The sequence below is a fragment of the Pseudomonas sp. NUPR-001 genome (assembly GCF_052147955.1).
GTDB lineage: Bacteria > Pseudomonadota > Gammaproteobacteria > Pseudomonadales > Pseudomonadaceae > Aquipseudomonas.
The window spans coordinates 4,828,035-4,846,545 of record NZ_CP197353.1 but is presented as its reverse complement, the minus strand read 5'-3'; the positions used below and the strand labels follow the sequence as shown (position 1 = coordinate 4,846,545).

The following is an 18,511-nucleotide window of genomic DNA, read 5'->3' as shown; positions in this document are numbered from 1 at the left end:
AGGGGATCGCGAGGCAAGCCCGCTCCCACAGTAGGAGCGGGCTTGCCCCGCGATGAGGCCATCAGACGTCCTGATAGCTCTCGATCGACGGGCAAGCGCAGATCAGGTTGCGGTCGCCAAACACGTTGTCGACGCGACCGACCGGAGGCCAGTACTTGCCTTCCACCAGTGTTGCCACCGGATACACCGCTTGCTCGCGGCTGTACGGATGGCTCCACTCACCGACCAGTTCAGCGGCGGTGTGCGGGGCGTTTTTCAGCGGGTTGTCGTCTTTGTCCAGGCTGCCGTTTTCCACCGCACGAATCTCTTCACGGATGCGGATCATCGCCTCGCAGAAGCGATCCAGTTCTTGCTTGGACTCGCTTTCGGTCGGTTCGATCATCAACGTGCCCGCTACCGGGAACGACATGGTCGGGGCGTGGAAGCCAAAGTCGATCAGGCGCTTGGCCACGTCATCAACGCTGATGCCGCTGCTGTCCTTGAGCGGGCGCAGGTCAAGGATGCACTCGTGTGCCACCAAGCCATTGCTGCCGGTGTACAACACAGGATAGTGCTCTTCCAGGCGGCGGGCGATGTAGTTGGCGTTGAGAATGGCCATTTGCGAAGCACGCTTGAGGCCGGCACCGCCCATCATGCGGATGTACATCCAAGTGATCGGCAGAATGCTGGCGCTGCCGAACGGCGCTGCGCAGACTGCGCCTTGCTTGTTCTGCATATGGCCATGGCCAGGCAGGAACGGTGCAAGGTGCGACTTGACGCCGATCGGGCCGACACCCGGGCCGCCACCGCCGTGCGGGATGCAGAAGGTTTTGTGCAGGTTCAGGTGCGAAACGTCGCCGCCGAACTTGCCCGGAGCGCACAGGCCGACCATGGCGTTCATGTTGGCGCCGTCGATGTACACCTGGCCGCCGTTGTCGTGAATGATCGCGCAGATTTCGCCGATCGCTTCTTCGAACACGCCGTGGGTCGACGGGTAGGTGATCATCAGTGCAGCCAGGTGCTCGCGGTGCTCGATGGCTTTGGCGCGCAGGTCGTCGATATCGACGTTGCCGCGGGCGTCACAGGCGGTCACGACCACGCGCATACCGGCCATGTGGGCGGTGGCCGGGTTGGTACCGTGTGCCGAAGACGGGATCAGGCAGATGTCGCGGCGGGCATCGCCACGGCTCTGGTGGTAGGCGCGGATGGCCAGCAGGCCGGCGTATTCGCCCTGGGAGCCGGCGTTCGGCTGCAGCGACACGGCGTCATAACCGGTGGCGGCGCAGAGCATGGCTTCCAGTTCGTCGGTCAGTTGCTGGTAACCCTGGCTTTGTTCAGCCGGTGCGAATGGGTGCAAGGCGCCGAATTCGGCCCAGGTGACTGGGATCATTTCGCTGGCGGCGTTGAGCTTCATGGTGCACGAACCCAGCGGGATCATGGTGCGGTCCAGGGCCAGGTCTTTGTCGGCCAGGCGGCGCAGGTAGCGCATCAGCTCGGTTTCGCTGTGGTAGCGGTTGAATACCGGGTGCTCGAGGATTGCTGACTGACGCAGCAGGGCAGCAGGCAGTTGCGCGGCGGTGCTGGCGGCCAGGGCAGCGAAGTCTGGAGCGGCCTTGCCGTCGGCAAACAGCTGCCACAGTGCTTCAACCTCAGCCTGGGTGCTGGTTTCGTCCAGCGACAGGCCCAGGCGCTGGGCGTCGATCTGGCGCAGGTTCAGGCGCTGGCTGCGGGCCTTGTCGTGCAGGGCCGCAGTCGCGTCGCCGGTGGCCAGGGTCAGGGTGTCGAAGAACGCTTCGGTTTCAACGCTGACGCCGATTTGCTTGAGGCCAGCGGCAAGGATCGCGGTCAGGGCGTGGGTGCGCTGGGCGATTTGCTTGAGCCCCTGCGGACCGTGGTAGACCGCATACATGCTGGCGATGTTGGCCAGCAGCACCTGGGCGGTGCAGATGTTGCTGGTGGCCTTCTCGCGACGGATGTGCTGTTCGCGGGTTTGCATGGCCAGGCGCAGTGCAGTCTTGCCGAAGCGGTCGATGGACACGCCGACCAGACGGCCTGGCATGTCGCGTTTGAACGCATCGCGGGTCGAGAAATAGGCGGCGTGCGGGCCACCGAAGCCCAGCGGCACGCCGAAGCGTTGAGCGCTGCCGATGGCGACGTCAGCACCGAACTCACCCGGTGGCGTCAGCAGGGTCAGGGCCAGCAGGTCAGCAGCTACTGCGACCAGGGCGTTGACGGCGTGGAAACGCGCGACCAGTTCGCTGTAGTCGAAGACGTCACCGTTGCTGGCTGGGTACTGCAGCAGGGCGCCGAAGAAGGCGCTGACATCGTCGAGCTCGCGCTCGTCACCGACAACCACTTCAATGCCCAGCGGCTCGGCACGGGTGCGCAGCACGTCGAGGGTTTGTGGGTGGCAATGCACGGAAGCGAAGAAAGCGTGGCTGGTCTTGTTCTTGCTCAGGCGCTTGCAGAAGGTCATGGCTTCTGCGGCAGCGGTAGCTTCATCGAGCAGCGAGGCGTTGGCGATCGGCAGGCCGGTGAGGTCGCTGATCAAGGTCTGGAAGTTCAGCAGTGCTTCCAGACGGCCTTGGGAGATTTCTGGCTGGTACGGGGTGTAGGCGGTGTACCAGGCCGGGTTTTCCAGCAGGTTACGCAGGATCGGCGCCGGGGTGTGGCAGTTGTAGTAACCCTGGCCGATGAAGTTCTTGAACAGCTGGTTGTTGCCGGCAATGGCTTTGATTGAAGCCAGGGCGTCGGCTTCGCTTTGCCCTGCGCCCAGTTCCAGCACGCTGGTGCCCTTGATGCTGTCAGGAATGACAGCGGCACTCATGGCATCCAGGGAGTCGAAGCCGAGGGCCGCGAGCATCTGTTGTTCGTCATTCTGGCGTGGGCCGATATGACGGGCGATGAATTCGTTGGCAGTGCCGAGATTGATGGTCATGGCGAGTCCTCAGGCGTCAGCGTTGGCTTTGATCAGGCGGTCGTAGGCATCCTGGTCGAGCAGTTGCGCAACGGCGCCGGCATCGGCTGGAATGAAACGGAAGAACCAGCCTTCGCCCAAAGGATCTTCGTTGACCAGCTCAGGGTTGGCTTCAAGCTGGTGGTTGACTGCGACCACTTCGCCGCTCAACGGCATGTACACGCCGCTTGCCGCTTTTACCGACTCGACCGTCGAGGCTTCGGTGCCCTGGTCATAGCTTTGCAGCTCTGGCAACTGCACATAGACCACATCACCCAGCGCGTTCTGGGCGAAAGCGGTGATCCCGACCGTGACGCTGCCGTCAGCTTCAGTACGCAGCCATTCGTGATCTTCGGTAAAACGCAACTCGCTCATGGAAACTCCTCGGGAACAGGCGTGGCTCAGGTACGGCGCTGAGCACAGATAGGTAGTGTTTCCATAGCAATATTGCGGCCATAAATAAAAAATCGTTAAAAAACAAAGAGTTATGTTTTATTCGAGATGAATGAAATTTTGCCGTGTAGCGAAATCGCTACACGGCAGGACAAAAGAAAAACATCAGGTGGATCAAAACCTTGCCATACAGCCCTGGAAACGCTCCGTAGCGATTTCATTACGCCGTAGCGTTTTCGCTACAGCTGAGGCTGCATTCAGGCCTTGGTGGGGATGCCGTACTTGCGCAGGCGGTGGGCAATGGCGGTGTGTGAGGTGCGCAGGCGCGTTGCCAGTTGCCGTGTAGACGGGTGGCTGGCATAGAGTTTTTCCAGCAACGCACGTTCGAAATCCTCCACCGCTTGCTCCAGGCTATCGACTTCGCCGCCGTGCTCGCCCGCCACCGAGGTGCCGGCGATATCCAGATCGCCAATATCGACCAGGTTGCTGTCGCACACTGCAGCAGCACGGAAGATGACGTTCTGTAACTGGCGCACATTGCCCGGCCAGCGATTACCCAGCAGCGCCGGGTAGGTCGCCGGTGCCAGGCGGCAGAGCGGTCGCTGGATCTGCGTGCAGGCCTGTTGCATGAAGTAACGGGCCAGCAGCAGGATGTCCTGGCCGCGCTCGCGCAGTGGCGGGACCTGCAGATTGAGGACATTCAAACGGTAGAACAGGTCTTCACGAAAGCTGCCGTCAGCGACCATCTTCTCCAGGTCGCGGTGGGTGGCGCTGAGGATCCGCACATTGACCTTGATCTCACGGTCGCCGCCAACGCGGCGAAAGCTGCCGTCGTTGAGAAAACGCAGCAGCTTGGCCTGCAGGTAGGGCGACATCTCGCCGATTTCGTCGAGAAACACGGTGCCCTGGTTGGCCAGTTCCATCAGCCCTGGTTTGCCGCCGCGCTGGGCACCGGTGAAGGCGCCGGGAGCGTAACCGAACAGTTCACTTTCCGCGAGGTTCTCCGGCAACGCTGCGCAGTTCAGTGCCAGGAACGGTGCGCTGTGACGACTGCTGATCGCGTGGCAGGCACGCGCGACCAGCTCTTTGCCGGTACCGGTTTCACCATTGATCAGCAGCGGTGCGTCGAGAGCGGCTACGCGCAAGGCACGGGCTTTGAGGGTACGGATTGCTGGCGAGTCGCCCAGCAGGGCATCGAAGCCTTCGGCGTGGTCGTGATGCAGGGCCGACAGGCGTTCACCGATGCGGTTGGGCGGGTACAGGGTCAGCAGGGCACCGGCGTTGGTAATCGGTGTGGCATCGAGCAGCAGGGTCTGGCCGTTGAGCAGCACTTCACGCATCGGCAAGTGAAAGCCGTTTTCGATCAGGGTGGCGAGCAGCCCGGCGTCGTTGAACAGTTCAGCGACTGACAGGCCGACCGGTTCCTGGCCATACAGGGCAATCAGCGCCGGGTTGGCGAGAATGATGTGGCCGGCGCTATCGAGTGCCAGCACCGGATCGCTCATCGCGGCGAGCAGGGCATCGAGCTGCAGGTGGCGGCGTTGGCCGGGCAGAATATCGACCACGCGTACCGTTTGCACACCATGGACATTGAGCAGGGCATCGTGCAGTTCTTCCAGCACGCCAGGGCTCAAGGTCGGGGCATCGATGTAGACGTTGGGCGGGACCATCTCTACCGCATCCAGGTTGAGGTTGCGGGCGCCCAGCAGGGCCAGCACTTCCTGGGTGATACCGACGCGGTCGATAAAACTGACGTGAATGCGCATGAGGGAAACGGGTTCAAGGCTGCCGAAGCGGGCAAGTATGCCCTAAATCGCCGGGCAAGCCCGCTCCGGTGGGAGCGGGCTTGCCCGGCGATGAGGCCTTTGAGGCTACTCGAAATCTTTCAGGTCAACCGGGTCGCCTGATTTCATGTTCAGTTTTTCGCGGATATCTTCGAACATCAGATCGTAGTGCTTGTGCACCGAGCCGATATTGCTCAAGTGCTTGGGAATGCCGTATTTCTCAGCAATCTGCGTCACATTGCGGGCGAAGTTGTAGGCTTCTTCCTTGGGCAGGAAAAACGGTTCGTCCATGGCTTTGCCTTGAATCGATCCATGCATCTTGAACTGGATGCCTTTGCCTTTGCTCGGGTCTGAGGCGACCTCATAATCGAGGCTGATGTCATAACTCACATCGGCCGTGTTCAATGCATGGCGTTCGATGTGTAGATGACCAGGGGTAAAGGTTGCCATGGTGTAGTCCTCTGGAAGGTTGAAACGGGCGGACCCGAGATCCGCCCAACTGCATCAACGGTAGCTTATTCCAGGCTTGGCCGTGCTGACACGGGTGCCGGCAGTACCTTTGACAATGTCTTCGATATCAGACAACGAACCGATCACTGCAACCTTGCCGGTATTACGGGCAAACTCGCAGGCCGCCTGGACTTTCGGGCCCATGGAGCCGGCAGCGAAACCAAGCCGTTCCAGCTCATCGGGATGCGCCTCGGCGACCGCCTTCTGAGTAGGTTTGCCCCAGTCGATGTACGCGGCATTGACGTCGGTGGCGATAACCAGCAGATCAGACTCCAGCTGCTGAGCCAGCAATGACGAGCAGAGGTCTTTGTCGATGACCGCCTCGACGCCACTGAGCACCTTGCCGGTTGCGTCGTACTTGGTTGGAATGCCGCCACCGCCTGCACAGATCACGACGGTTTTGTTTTCCAGCAGCCACTTGATCGGACGAATCTCGAAGATGCGCTTGGGTCTCGGGCTGGCTACCACACGGCGGAACTTGTCGCCGTCGGCCTTGACCACCCAGCCTTTTTCCTTGGCCAGGCGATCGGCTTCCTCTTTGCTGTACACCGGGCCGATGAACTTGGTCGGGTCTTTGAATGCCGGGTCGTTGCCATCCACTTCAACCTGGGTCAGCAGGGTGGCGAACGGCACTTCGAAGGCCAGCAGGTTGCCCAGTTCTTGCTCGATGATGTAGCCGATCATGCCCTCGGTTTCTGCCCCGAGAACGTCCAGCGGATAGGCTTCGTCCGGCTTATAGGACTGCGCCTGCAGCGACAGCAGGCCAACCTGTGGGCCGTTACCGTGGGCAATGACCAGCTCATTGCCCGGATGGACCTTGGCGATCTGTTCGGCGGCAATACGGATATTGGCGCGTTGATTCTCTGCAGTCATGGGTTCGCCACGGCGCAGCAGGGCGTTACCGCCCAATGCAACAACGATACGCATGATGAAATTCCTTCTGAGAAAAGTGCTTGTAGGAGCGGGCTTGCCCCGCGATGCGATGTCACTGACACATCGCATTCGCGGGGCAAGCCCGCTCCTACGGATTACAGGTCGGCCAGGGTGGAGACCAGGATTGCCTTGATGGTGTGCATGCGGTTTTCCGCTTGCTCAAAGGCGATGCAGGCTGGCGATTCGAAGACGTCGTCGGTGACTTCGATGCCGTTCTTCAGATTTGGATACTGTTCAGCGATCTGTTTGCCGACCTTGGTGTCGGAGTTGTGGAACGCTGGCAGGCAGTGCATGAACTTGGTACGTGGGTTGCCGGTAGCCTTCATCAGCTCGGCGTTGACCTGGTAAGGCAGCAGTTGCTGGATACGCTCGGCCCAGGCTTCAACCGGCTCGCCCATCGACACCCAGACGTCGGTGTGGATGAAGTCGACGCCTTTGACTGCCGCTTTCGGATCTTCGGTGAGGGTGATGCGCGCACCGCTTTCTTCCGCGTATTTCTTGCAGCGCTCGACCAGATCGTCATGCGGCCACAGGGCTTTAGGGGCGCAGATGCGTACGTCCATACCGAGCTTGGCGCCGATCAGCAGCAGCGAGTTACCCATGTTGTTGCGGGCATCGCCCAGGTAGGCGTAGCTGATGTCGTGCAGTGGCTTGTCGCTGTGCTCACGCATGGTCAGCACGTCGGCGATCATCTGGGTTGGGTGGTATTCATCGGTCAGGCCGTTGAACACGGGAACACCGGCAAACTTGGCCAGTTCTTCGACGATTTCCTGTTTGAAGCCACGGTACTCGATGGCGTCGTACATGCGGCCCAGAACACGTGCGGTGTCCTTCATGCTTTCTTTGTGGCCGATCTGCGAGGAGTTGGGGTCGATGTAGGTGACGTTGGCGCCCTGGTCGTAGGCGGCCACTTCGAAGGCGCATCGGGTGCGGGTCGAGGTTTTCTCGAAGATCAGCGCGATGTTGTTGCCTTTGAGGTGTTGCTGCTCGGTGCCGGTGTACTTGGCGCGTTTCAGGTCGCGGGACAGGTCCAGCAGGTAACGCAACTCGCGGGTGGTGTGGTGTTCCAGGCTCAGCAAGTTACGGTTGTGAATGTTGAACGCCATGATGACTCTCCTTGGATTCGGTGATCGGCCCGGCCGCTACCGGGTAGGCGCGGCCGGGTTGATGGTCGTTTTAGTAGTCGATAGGGTCGCGAACGATTGGGCAGGTCATGCAGTGGCCACCGCCACGGCCGCGGCCCAGTTCGCCAGCACTGATGGTGATGACCTCGACACCGGCTTTGCGCAGCAGGGTGTTGGTGTAGGTGTTGCGGTCATAACCGATGACCACACCAGGCTCCACGGCCACCACGTTGTTACCGTCGTCCCACTGTTCGCGCTCGGCGGCGAAGCTGTTGCCGCCGGTTTCGACGACGCGCAGTTTCTTCAGGTTGAGGGAGTCGGCGACCACTTCGATGAAGGTTTTGTTCTCGCGGCGTACGTCCATGCCGTAAGGCTTGCTGGCGTCTGGACGGATGACGAACGGAACGATTTCTTTCACCACTTCCGGGAAGACCGTGACCAGGTCGCGGTCGCAGAAGCTGAACACGGTGTCCAGGTGCATCGCGGCGCGAGATTTCGGCAGGCCCGCCACCACGACTTTCTCGACTGCGCCTTTGGCGAACAGCGATTGAGCCAGTTGGCCGATGGCCTGACGCGAGGTGCGCTCGCCCATGCCGATCAGTACCACGCCGTTGCCGATTGGCATGACGTCGCCGCCTTCCAGGGTCGACTTGCCGTGGTCCTTGTCCGGATCGCCGTACCAGACTTCGAAGTCGGCACCGGTGAACTCAGGGTGGAACTTGTAGATCGCGGTGGTCAGCAGGGTTTCCTGACGTCGCGCTGGCCAGTACATCGGGTTCAGCGTCACGCCACCGTAGATCCAGCAAGTGGTGTCACGAGTGAACTGGGTGTTTGGCAGTGGGTCGAGCAGGAAGCTGGAGTGGCCCAGGTAATCACGGTACATCTTGATCACGCCGGAGCCTTCGCTTTCTGGCAGGTCTTCACCGGCTACACCGCCGATCAGGAACTCGGCCAGGTGGCGTGGCTCAAGGCCTTCGAGCCAGCTGCGGACTTCGTTTTTCAGGCCCACACCGACGGTGTCATCGGTGAGTTTGCGGTCAAGGATCCATTTGAGCGCTTCGGGAATGGCAACGATATCAGTCAGCAGGTTATGCATTTCCAGCACTTCGATGCCGCGTTCACGCATTTTGGTGACGAAGTCGAAGTGGTCACGCTTGGCCTGGTTGACCCAGATGACGTCGTCAAACAACAGCTCGTCGCAGTTGCTTGGCGTCAGGCGCTGGTGCGCCAGGCCTGGGGAGCAGACCATTACTTTACGAAGTTTGCCGGCTTCAGAATGTACGCCGTACTTAACTTTTTCCGTGGACATGTTCATTTCCTCCAAGTTTCGAATACGGGGGTTACAGAGTCAGGAAGCCGTCGTACAGGCCATAGGCAGCCACCAGGGCGCCAATGACAACGGCGGCGAATAGCAATTTCTCCACGTTGGTAAAAATCGGTTGGCCGACCTCACGCTTGGCCTTGGCGAACAGGATCACGCCAGGGGCATACAGCAGCGCCGAGAGCAGCAGGTACTTCACACCACCGGCGTACAGCAGCCAGATGGCGTAGATCAGGGCGATACCGCCGATGATCAGGTCTTTCTTGCGTTCAGCCAGCGCTTGCTCGTAAGTCTCGCTACGCCATGCCAGCAGGAAGGCATAGGCTGCCGACCACAGGTAAGGCACCAGAATCATCGAGGTGGCGAGGTAGATCAGCGACAGGTAAGTACTGGCCGAGAACAGGGTGATGATCAGGAAGATCTGCACCATGGCGTTGGTCAGCCACAGGGCGTTGGCCGGTACGTGGTTGGCGTTCTCGCGGCGCAGGAACTCCGGCATGGTGTGGTCTTTGGCGGCGGCGAACATGATCTCGGCGCACAGCAGCACCCACGACAGCAGGGCGCCGAGCAGCGAGATGATCAGGCCGACGCTGATCAGCACCGCACCCCAGTGGCCAACCACGTGCTCAAGCACAGCGGCCATCGATGGGTTCTGCAGTTTGGCCAGCTCAGGCTGAGTCATGATGCCCAGCGACAGCACGTTGACCAGGACCAGGAACAGCAGCACGGTGATGAAACCGATGACTGTTGCCTTACCGACGTCTGAACGTTTTTCTGCGCGGGCCGAGAAGATGCTCGCACCTTCAATACCGATGAACACCCACACCGTCACCAGCATCATGTTGCGCACCTGGTTCATCACGCTGCCCAGGTCCGGGTTCATCGAGCCCCAGATGTCAGCGGTGAAGATATCCAGCTTGAAGGCGAACAGGGCGATGAGGATGAACAGCGCCAGCGGCACGACCTTGGCTACGGTGGTGATCAGGTTGATGAAGGCCGCTTCCTTGATGCCCCTCAACACCAGAAAATGCACGGCCCACAGCAATACCGAGGCGCCGATGATGGCAGCCGGGGTGTTGCCCTCGCCAAAAATCGGGAAGAAGTAGCCCAGGGTACTGAACAGCAGCACGAAGTAGCCGACGTTGCCCAGCCAGGCACTGATCCAGTAGCCCCAGGCGGACGAGAAACCCATGTAATCGCCAAATCCGGCCTTGGCGTAGGCGTATACCCCACCGTCAAGGTCCGGCTTTCGGTTAGCCAGGGTCTGGAAGACGAAGGCCAGGGTCAGCATGCCGATGGCAGTGATTCCCCAACCGATCAGAACAGCGCCAACATCGGCACTGGCAGCCATGTTTTGTGGCAGCGAAAAGATCCCGCCGCCGATCATCGAGCCGACTACAAGTGCTACCAGCGCACCGAGTCGTAGTTTTCCGGGAGCGTCTGACATTGAATAACTCCGTATCAGGAGAAGAGATGACGCCAGAATAAATCCGGCGACGTTTTCATAAGCTGATTCAGGTCAGTTAATAGAGCATTCCATTGCTGTCCTTGACTGAAAGAGCTCCCCCGGAGTATGCCGACGGCAATGCTGCAAGCCTCGTGCACAGGCACCTCCATGGTGTTTAGAGCATTCGCTCTGACAGCCTGCGAGATTTGAAACTAGCCCGTTTCACAGCTTTCGCAAATTTTTGACGAGATTTTTTCTTATTTACTTGAAGCGACGGCGGTAGTGCACAAAACTCACCATTTAGTTTGTTTGGCATAGACGTCGTAGTTATGAGCGATTTAGTTTTAAAGACGGAATATTTATAAACGACTAGACTGAATCCATATTTAATTCAGCATGTACACCTTAGGTTACAAAGACGAGACAGAAAGGGGATTTGCATGTCCGAACCTGGACAAAAACTGCGCCTGGGTGCGTTGATCGCGCTGGTGGTCGGCTCGATGATCGGCGGTGGGATTTTCTCCTTGCCGCAGAACATGGCTGCGCGTGCCGACGTAGGAGCGGTGTTGATCGGCTGGGGCATCACGGCGGTGGGGATGTTGGCCCTGGCCTTCGTCTTCCAGACCCTGGCCAACCGCAAGCCGGAGCTTGATTCCGGGGTGTATGCCTACGCCAAGGCTGGATTCGGTGAATACATGGGCTTCTCGTCCGCCTGGGGCTACTGGATCAGTGCCTGGCTGGGCAACGTCGGCTACTTCGTGCTGCTGTTCAGCACCCTGGGCTTCTATTTTCCGGTGTTTGGCGAAGGCAACACGCCCATTGCCATAGCCTGCGCTTCGTTGCTGCTGTGGTCTGTGCACTTTTTGGTGCTGCGTGGCATCAAGGAGGCAGCGTTCATCAACCAGGTGACCACCGTGGCGAAAATCGTGCCGCTGGTGATGTTCATCGTCATTGCTGCGGTGGCCTTTCGGGCGGACATCTTCACCCGCGACATCTGGGGTCTGAGCAACCCGAAATTCGGCAGCGTGCTCGATCAGGTGCGCAACATGATGCTGGTGACGGTGTTCGTGTTCATCGGTATCGAGGGCGCCAGCGTGTACTCAGGTCGGGCGCAGAAGCGCTCGGATGTCGGCAAGGCCACGGTGATCGGCTTCATTGGCGTGCTGGCCTTGCTGGTGCTGGTCAACGTGTTGTCGCTGGGGGTCATGACCCAACCGGAGCTGGCGGCGTTGCAGAACCCTTCATTGGCCTCGGTGCTTGAGCATATCGTCGGGCCTTGGGGCGCTTTGCTGATCAGCATTGGCTTGGCCATCTCGTTGCTGGGGGCCTTGTTGTCGTGGGCGTTGTTGTGTGCCGAGATCCTCTTCGCCACTGCCCGCGACCAGACCATGCCGCGCTTTCTGGCCAAAGAAAATGCCAACCATGTGCCCGCCAATGCGCTGTGGTTGACCAACGTGATGATTCAGCTGTTTTTGCTGATCACGCTGTTTTCGGCGGGCACTTACACCAGCCTGATCTACCTGGCATCGTCGATGATTCTGGTGCCGTACTTGTGGTCGGCGGCCTATGCCGTATTGCTGGCAGTGCGTGGCGAGAGCTATGAAGGCCAGGCCGGGGCGCGGCGCAAAGACCTGTTCATTGCCGGGGTTGCCCTGGTGTACGCCGTGTGGCTGCTGTATGCCGGCGGGCTGAAGTATTTGCTGTTGTCGGCCCTGCTGTATGCACCAGGTGTGATCCTGTTCGCCCGGGCCAAGCGTGAGCAGGGTCAGAGCCTGTTCACGCATTGGGAGAAGGTAATTTTTGCGGCGGTGTTGGTGGGGGCAGGGGTGGCGGCGTACAGCCTGTATGCAGGGCTGTTGACCCTATAAAGGGTGAAAGCTGACTTGTTTGTGGGAGCGGGCTTGCCCCGCGATTGCGATGTGTCAATCACATCGCTTCGCGGGGCAAGCCCGCTCCCACAGATGGTGCAAAGCAGGTGCTCCTGCAGTTGTCAGACCCTGAACTGATCCATCAAGGCCATTTGCTGGGTCGACAAGGTGTTGAGCTGACTGCTCACCTGCGCCGACTCAGCAGCCTGGCCAGTCAGGGTTTCGGTGACGCCACGAATCGCCGAGACATTGCGGTTCACCTCTTCAGCCACGGCGCTTTGCTGCTCAGCAGCACTGGCAATCTGCAGGTTCATGTCGCTAATGACGGTAACCGCTTCACTGATGCGGTCCAGAGCTTCGACCGCCTGGTGGATCTGTCCGGCATTCTCCTGGGCCTTGCCGTGGCTGGAGTGCATGGTGGCGACGACTTCGCGGGTGTTGCTCTGGATACGTTCGATCACCTGACGGATTTCTTCGACCGAGTCCTGGGTACGGCGTGCCAGGTTGCGCACTTCGTCAGCCACCACGGCAAAGCCGCGTCCGCTTTCTCCGGCACGCGCCGCTTCGATGGCAGCGTTGAGGGCCAGCAGGTTGGTCTGTTCGGCGATACTGCGGATCACTTCCAGCACCGAGCCGATCTTTTCGCTGTTCTGCGCCAGCACTTCGACTTCGCCAACGGCTTTGCTCACCTCTTCAGCCAGCACGGTGATGTCGCGGGTGCTGCGCTCGATGATTGCCATGCCGTCTTTGGCTGAACGATCGGCGCCTCGTGCGGCATCTGCGGCACTGGCGGCGCTGTTGGCAACGTCATGGGCGGTGGCGCTCATTTCGTTGGAGGCCGTGGCCACCTGATCGATTTCGCGGAACTGCACCTGCATGCCTTCGCTGGTGCGCTGGGCAATGGCTGAGGACTGATCGGCGGTGCTGCGGGCCTGGGTGATGCTTTGCTTGATCTGGGCAATGGTCGGCTGCAGTTTGTCGAGGAAGCGGTTGAAGCCTGACGTCAGGCGGCCCAGTTCATCCTGACGGGCGTAGCGCAGACGTTGGGTCAGGTCGCCATCGCCGCTGGCAATGTCCTCAAGCATTTTCGCTACGTTATTCAGTGGGCGGGTGACGCCGGTGGCGGTCATCCACATCAACAGCAGGCCGCCCAGGCCTGCCAGCGCGGCGAACAGCACGACTTTAATAGTCCCGCTGGTGCGTGCTTGCTCAAGGGTGTTTTGCAGGCTGATGGCATCGGCCAGCAACACCTGCTTGGGCAGGTCGATAACAATGCCCCACGCTTTGCTGTCAGTAACCGGCTGCACGGGGGTGACGGCGCGGATGGATTCGCCTTGCTCAAGGATGACCGGCTGGTTGCCCGCCAGTTTCTGCACCGCCTGTTGACCTTCGGCACCGAGGGTCTGAGCGATGTTCTTGCCGACCTTGCTGGCGTCATCACTGTTGGCGGCCAACAGCCCGCTGGGGGATACGATCATCAAGTGCCCGGCGCCGTCGAACAGCGACTGCTGGGCTTTGCTGGCTGCGGCCTGCAAGGTGTCGAGGGAGATGTCGACGCCGGTCACGGCAATCACCTTGCCGTTGCGCAACAGCGGCAAGGTGATGCTGGTCATCAACATTTGCTTGCCGCCGACGGTGTCGGCGTAGGGTTCGAGCAAGCAAGAGCGTGCGCTGTGCAGCGAGCAGGTGTACCAGACGTTGTAAGGTGTGCCGCTGAGGTTGATATCGGTCTTGGTCAGGTCTGCGTCACTGATCACCGTGTTCAAGGCGGCACCTTGGGCACGGCTCCAGTAGCTGGCGAAGCGGCCACTTTCGTTGCTCATGTGCTTGGCATCGTTGGCGAAGGCTGCGTCGTCGGCGTTCAGTGCGCCGGGTTCGAATGCCATCCAGATGCCCAGCACGTTCGGGTTGCGTTTGAAGGTGGTAGCCAGGCTCTGGTTGATCGCGTCGCGCAGGTCGCCACCACTCAAGGCGTGCGTGCTGGCCAGTTGCTGGAGATCACTGACTTGGTCAGCAAGGGCAGTGATGACGGCCTCGTTGCTGCTGAAGGCGCGGCGCAGCATTTCGGCTTTCTCACCCGCTCGGGCTTGCAGCTGGGCCTGAACGTTGCGGGTGAGCATGCTGGTACTGGCTTCACCCACCAGCTCATCGCTCTGGTTCGACTGATACAGGTTGATACCGACCACCAGGGCAACCACGCCGAGCAGGCAGAAGCCGGAAAGCAGAACGATTTTAAGGCGGATGGAAAGCGTGTCGAACATGGTGCACGTACTCGCTAAAGGACTGGCCAGAGGTAGAGCGAACCAGGGCGGTTCGCTTCGCCACATCCATTTAGCGATAACAGGTCATCGGCGTTATAGCGTTAACCATGAGTACGGACTGACGAGCGGTCGCTGGTGCTCAAGGGCGGGGCTTCTGGGCGTGACCAGATCCACAGGTTGCCCAGGGTCATGCCGGTAATGGCGAGAAACACCGGCCAGCGGTGCTCAAGAAACACCAGCATCAGGCTGGCGCAGAGCACCATGCTGACCGTGGCGCTGAGTTTGGCGCGACGCTGGATTACCTTGCCATTGCGCCAGTTATGCAGAATCGGGCCGAACAGTCGGTGGTTTTCCAGCCAGGCGCTCAGGCGCGGTGAGCTGCGTGTGGCGGCCCAGGCGGCGAGCAGAATGAATTCGGTGGTTGGCAAGCCAGGCACGACGATTGCGACCAGGCCGATGGCCAAGCTGACATAGGCCAGAAGGCCATACAGCAGGCGGGAGATTTTTGAAGCTGCGGGACGGGTCATGAGGTCGTCGATTGCACGGGTGAGGCCCGGTTACCACGAGGGTAACCGGGTGTGACGCATCAGGCCAATTCGGCTTTAGGCGCAGTCGCGTAAGCGTGTTTGAGCAATTCGGTGAAGCGCTCGAAGGCTGCTACGGCGCCTTGTTCGGCTTTGGCTTCTTCCTCAGGGCTCAGTTCCAGGCTGTCGAGGATGCGGGTGAACTGTTTCCAGCCCTCGGCACGGCCACCGGCTGGTTCACCCAGGTGACGGGCACCGAAGCTGTCGGACAGGCCCAGTACCACGGCACGCTTGATCAGGAACGCGGCGCCAAGCTTGGAGCCTTCGGAAACGAAGATCCAGCCCATGGCCTCACCCAGGCTCGGGTTCTGCACGGCACCAGGGAAGTCGCCGGGAATCTCGGTGTTCAGGTCAGCGAGGTCGAGGCCGGCCTGTTCGGCACGGCAGCGCTCAGCCAGGTCAGGGACGATGGCAATCAGCTCTGGCTGGGTGTACAGCGCTTTGAGTTCGTTCTGGAACAGGTACTGGGCAACCACGAAGCGCGCGAAGCTTTCGCGGGTTTCGAACGGCGCGTGGGATTTGACCAGGGCGTCCAGCTCGGTATGCGGGGCATGGGTCAGCTGGTTGAGGCGTTGCGAACGCAGGCTGGCGCGTTCGGTAGGGGTAGCGGCGGTCATGGTGATTCCTTGCGAAATGGGCGTGCCTAGTGACTAGACGAACGAGAAGACGTACGACAGTAAAAAATCCTCACCTCATCGCGGGGCAAGCCCGTTCCTACCGGATTGGTGGGAGCGGGCTTGCCCCGCGAAGCGTTTAGATATCCCACACCAGATTGATGGCGAAATTACGCCCCGGCATGGTCAAGCGATCGAGGTTGGCCGGGTTGACCGCGCCAGCTTCGCCGACACCGTCGTAGCCGCGCACGTCGTCCCACTGCCAGTATTTCTTGTCAGTCAGGTTGTACAGGCCAGCGTTGATAGTGACGTCATCGGTGACTTTGTAGAAACCGGCCAGGTCAAGCACGCCATAGCCTGGGGTCTTGAACTGGCTGCTGGTACCGTCCGGCGCGTTGAAGGCGTTGTCGTCGACACGGTCTTTGTGTTTGACCAGGGTCCAGCTCAGCAAGGCGCCATAGCGGTCCTGCTCGTAGCCCAGGCCCAACACGCCAGTCAGCGGGTTGACGCTGTTGAGCGGCTGGCCATTGTCGTCGTTACGGCCATAGGCGTAGGCCACCGAGCCCTGGGTGTAGAGGCCTTGAGCGGCACCGAAGTGATCGAGGTTCAAGCGCCCCTTGAACTCCACACCCTTGATGGTGGCGTGTTTGATGTTGTTGGTCTGGAACACGCTCGACAGCGAGCCCGGTGCGATGGCGTCTTCATCAATGAAGTCGCGGTACTTGTTATAGAACACTGCGACATCGAAGTTCCCCGCGTCGAAGTTGCCGCGCAGGCCAGTTTCGTAGCTTTTGCTTTTCTCCGGCTCAAGGTCCGGGTTGGGTTCGACAACGTACCCGGTGGAGAGGTTTTCGAAGCGCCCGTACAGCGCTTTGGCAGTCGGTGTGCGGAAGCCTTCGGCGTACTGGCCGTACCAGGTGTAGTTGTCGTTGAAGGCGTAGGTCACACCGAGTTTGGGCGACAGGCGATGCCAGGTTTTTTCCTCATCGTTGGTGCCATAGCTGTTAGCCGGGTTGACCGTGCGCAGAAACTCTTCGGTCAGGTGCGGCTTGAGCTGGGTGTAGTCGTAGCGCACGCCGGGCAGGAAGGTCCATTGGTTCCAGCGGATTTCGTCCTGGGCGAACAGGCTGTAGGTGTTGATGGTCGGGTCCGGGAAGTCGCTGGACTTGAGCAGCAAGTCATCAGGGCTCGGCGCACCTGCCGCGGCACAGTTGACGCCGCGGGCCAGGCAGGTGCCTTGTCCGCTGCGTGCACCGGTGACTTTCTGTTGTTTAAGGGTGGTGCCGTAGGTCAGCAGATGCTCGGTTTCTCCCACCGCGAAGCCTTTGTCCAGTTGCGCATCGAACACCCACTGGCGATCCTTGTAGGTGGTGTTTCGGGTACGCAGCACATCACGGACGAAGGGGACGAAGTGCTCCTCGGTGCTCTGCTCGGTCTTGCCGATCTGGTAGTTCAGGCTCCACTTGATGTTGTCGGCAACCAGACTGTCCACGGCAAACTCATGGGCAATGCCGAAGCGTTCACGGGTGACGGTCTCATTGCCGGTACGCGATTGGTACATGCCTAGCGGACGACCATTGCCGAACGGACCGCCGATGGCACTTTTCTGATTGCTGTCGCGGTCGTCCTTGTAGTTCTCGTAGGTCAACGCCAGGCGCGCATCGTCGGCGTAATCCCAGCCCAGCTTGGCCAGGACGTTGGTGGTGCGTACATCCTGTGGGTTGGCACCGGTGCGGTCCAGGCCAATGCCATTGTTGCTGCCGTAATAGGATTCGGTTTCGTGACCGTTGCGCTGGCTCAGGTGCAGCAAGCCATCGAACTCGCCGTGTCGGCCCGCGACGGTGCCGGAGGTCAGCCAGCTTTCATCGGCCGAGCTGTAGCCGGTCTTCAGGCGCGCGCCAACGTCCTGGCCGGGCTTGATGATGTCTTCGGGGTCGAGGGTGAAGTAACTCACCGCACCGCCGATAGCGTTGCTGCCGTACAGCACCGAAGCCGGGCCACGGAGGATTTCTACGCGCTTGACGATTTCCGGGTCGACGTAGTTGCGCTGGGTCTGGGCGTAAGGGCCGTTGAAAAAGCCATCCGGTACAGAGACACCGTCGATCTGGGTGAGAATCCGCTCACCGTCGATACCGCGAATGTTGTAACCATTCAGACCGCTGCGCTGGCCGGTGCCGCTCACCGATACACCGGGCTCGTAGCGCACCAGATCCTTGATGCTGTTGACGTTCTGCCGGTCGAGTTGTTCGCGGGTGTGCACGGTTACCGTGCTGGGCACCTGGCTGATGTCCTGGGCGCTACGGGTGGCACTGACCGTGATCTGTTGCAGGGCGATGGCGTTGGAGTTGCTGCGTTCGAGCACTACGTTGCCGGCACTGAGGGTGCGGAAGTTCAAACCGGTGCCAACCAGCAGGCGCTGCAAGGCGACTTCTGCTTTCAGCGAACCTTGCACGCCTGGCGAGGCAACGCCTTCGGCCAGTTCGGCCGGCAGCCCGACCTGCCAGCCAGTGACGGCGGTAAAGGCATTGAGCGCCGACACCAGCGGCTGCTGGCCGATCGCAAAGCGGTAGTCGCCGCTGCGTGCAGCGCTGGCCTGGGCGGGTTCGGCGGCCAGTGCAGGCAGGCTGCAAGCGCCGCTGGCCAGCATGGCCAGGGTCAACAGGGAGAGCGTGCAACGTTGCAGGCCAGGCGTACGTGAGGTGTCTGAAGACCGACGAGTGAAACCAGTGGACATCGA

13 protein-coding genes and 1 pseudogene are annotated in these 18,511 nt (G+C 60.4%); 1 reads left to right on the top strand and 13 read right to left on the bottom strand.

Annotation, left to right across the window (positions count from 1 at the left end; translation table 11 throughout):
- Positions 1–61: 61 nt before the first annotated feature.
- From gcvP to arcD (ACP6KB_RS22130), 8 genes are all read right to left on the bottom strand, one after another.
- Complete coding sequence (gene gcvP / locus ACP6KB_RS22165) at positions 62–2,917, bottom strand: aminomethyl-transferring glycine dehydrogenase (protein WP_442109398.1); 2,856 nt, start codon at positions 2,915–2,917, stop codon at positions 62–64.
- Between the two features lie 9 nt (positions 2,918–2,926).
- Complete coding sequence (gcvH, locus tag ACP6KB_RS22160; RefSeq protein ID WP_442109397.1) at positions 2,927–3,310, bottom strand: glycine cleavage system protein GcvH; 384 nt, start codon at positions 3,308–3,310, stop codon at positions 2,927–2,929.
- A gap of 275 nt (positions 3,311–3,585) precedes the next feature.
- Positions 3,586–5,094: a sigma-54-dependent transcriptional regulator gene (locus ACP6KB_RS22155; protein ID WP_442109396.1), complete on the bottom strand. Its 1,509-nt coding sequence runs from the start codon at positions 5,092–5,094 to the stop codon at positions 3,586–3,588.
- 105 nt (positions 5,095–5,199) lie between these two features.
- Positions 5,200–5,562 (bottom strand): DUF5064 family protein, encoded by a 363-nt coding sequence (locus tag ACP6KB_RS22150; RefSeq protein WP_442109395.1) that lies wholly within the window; start codon positions 5,560–5,562, stop codon positions 5,200–5,202.
- 54 nt (positions 5,563–5,616) lie between these two features.
- Positions 5,617–6,549, bottom strand: coding sequence for a carbamate kinase (gene arcC, locus ACP6KB_RS22145; protein WP_442109394.1), 933 nt, complete (start codon positions 6,547–6,549; stop codon positions 5,617–5,619).
- Between the two features lie 101 nt (positions 6,550–6,650).
- Positions 6,651–7,661: an ornithine carbamoyltransferase gene (locus ACP6KB_RS22140; RefSeq protein WP_442109393.1), complete on the bottom strand. Its 1,011-nt coding sequence runs from the start codon at positions 7,659–7,661 to the stop codon at positions 6,651–6,653.
- Positions 7,662–7,731: 70 nt separating this feature from the next.
- A complete protein-coding gene (gene arcA / locus ACP6KB_RS22135) occupies positions 7,732–8,988 on the bottom strand; it encodes an arginine deiminase (protein ID WP_442109392.1) in 1,257 nt (418 codons plus the stop codon).
- A gap of 31 nt (positions 8,989–9,019) precedes the next feature.
- Entirely contained in the window at positions 9,020–10,447 is a 1,428-nt protein-coding gene (arcD, locus tag ACP6KB_RS22130) for an arginine-ornithine antiporter (protein WP_133217027.1), read from the bottom strand.
- A 440-nt stretch (positions 10,448–10,887) separates the two neighbouring features.
- On the opposite strand from arcD (ACP6KB_RS22130), the gene arcD (ACP6KB_RS22125) reads away from it, so the two are divergent.
- Entirely contained in the window at positions 10,888–12,315 is a 1,428-nt protein-coding gene (arcD, locus tag ACP6KB_RS22125) for an arginine-ornithine antiporter (RefSeq protein ID WP_442109391.1), read from the top strand.
- 122 nt (positions 12,316–12,437) lie between these two features.
- Here the strand turns inward: arcD (ACP6KB_RS22125) and ACP6KB_RS22120 are convergent, their stop codons facing one another.
- The 5 genes and pseudogenes from ACP6KB_RS22120 to ACP6KB_RS22100 form a co-directional block, all read right to left on the bottom strand.
- On the bottom strand, positions 12,438–13,193 hold the full coding sequence (locus ACP6KB_RS22120) for a methyl-accepting chemotaxis protein (RefSeq protein ID WP_442114361.1): 756 nt from the start codon (positions 13,191–13,193) through the stop codon (positions 12,438–12,440).
- 102 nt (positions 13,194–13,295) lie between these two features.
- Positions 13,296–14,378: pseudogene (locus ACP6KB_RS22115) on the bottom strand (PDC sensor domain-containing protein); the annotation flags it as partial.
- 299 nt (positions 14,379–14,677) lie between these two features.
- Positions 14,678–15,103 carry a YbaN family protein gene (locus ACP6KB_RS22110; RefSeq protein ID WP_442109390.1) on the bottom strand — a complete coding sequence of 142 codons (426 nt, stop codon included), beginning with the start codon at positions 15,101–15,103 and terminating at the stop codon, positions 14,678–14,680.
- A 59-nt stretch (positions 15,104–15,162) separates the two neighbouring features.
- Positions 15,163–15,777 carry a biliverdin-producing heme oxygenase gene (locus ACP6KB_RS22105; RefSeq protein WP_442109389.1) on the bottom strand — a complete coding sequence of 205 codons (615 nt, stop codon included), beginning with the start codon at positions 15,775–15,777 and terminating at the stop codon, positions 15,163–15,165.
- 136 nt (positions 15,778–15,913) lie between these two features.
- Positions 15,914–18,508 (bottom strand): TonB-dependent receptor, encoded by a 2,595-nt coding sequence (locus ACP6KB_RS22100; protein WP_442109388.1) that lies wholly within the window; start codon positions 18,506–18,508, stop codon positions 15,914–15,916.
- Between the last annotated feature and the right edge of the window lie 3 nt (positions 18,509–18,511).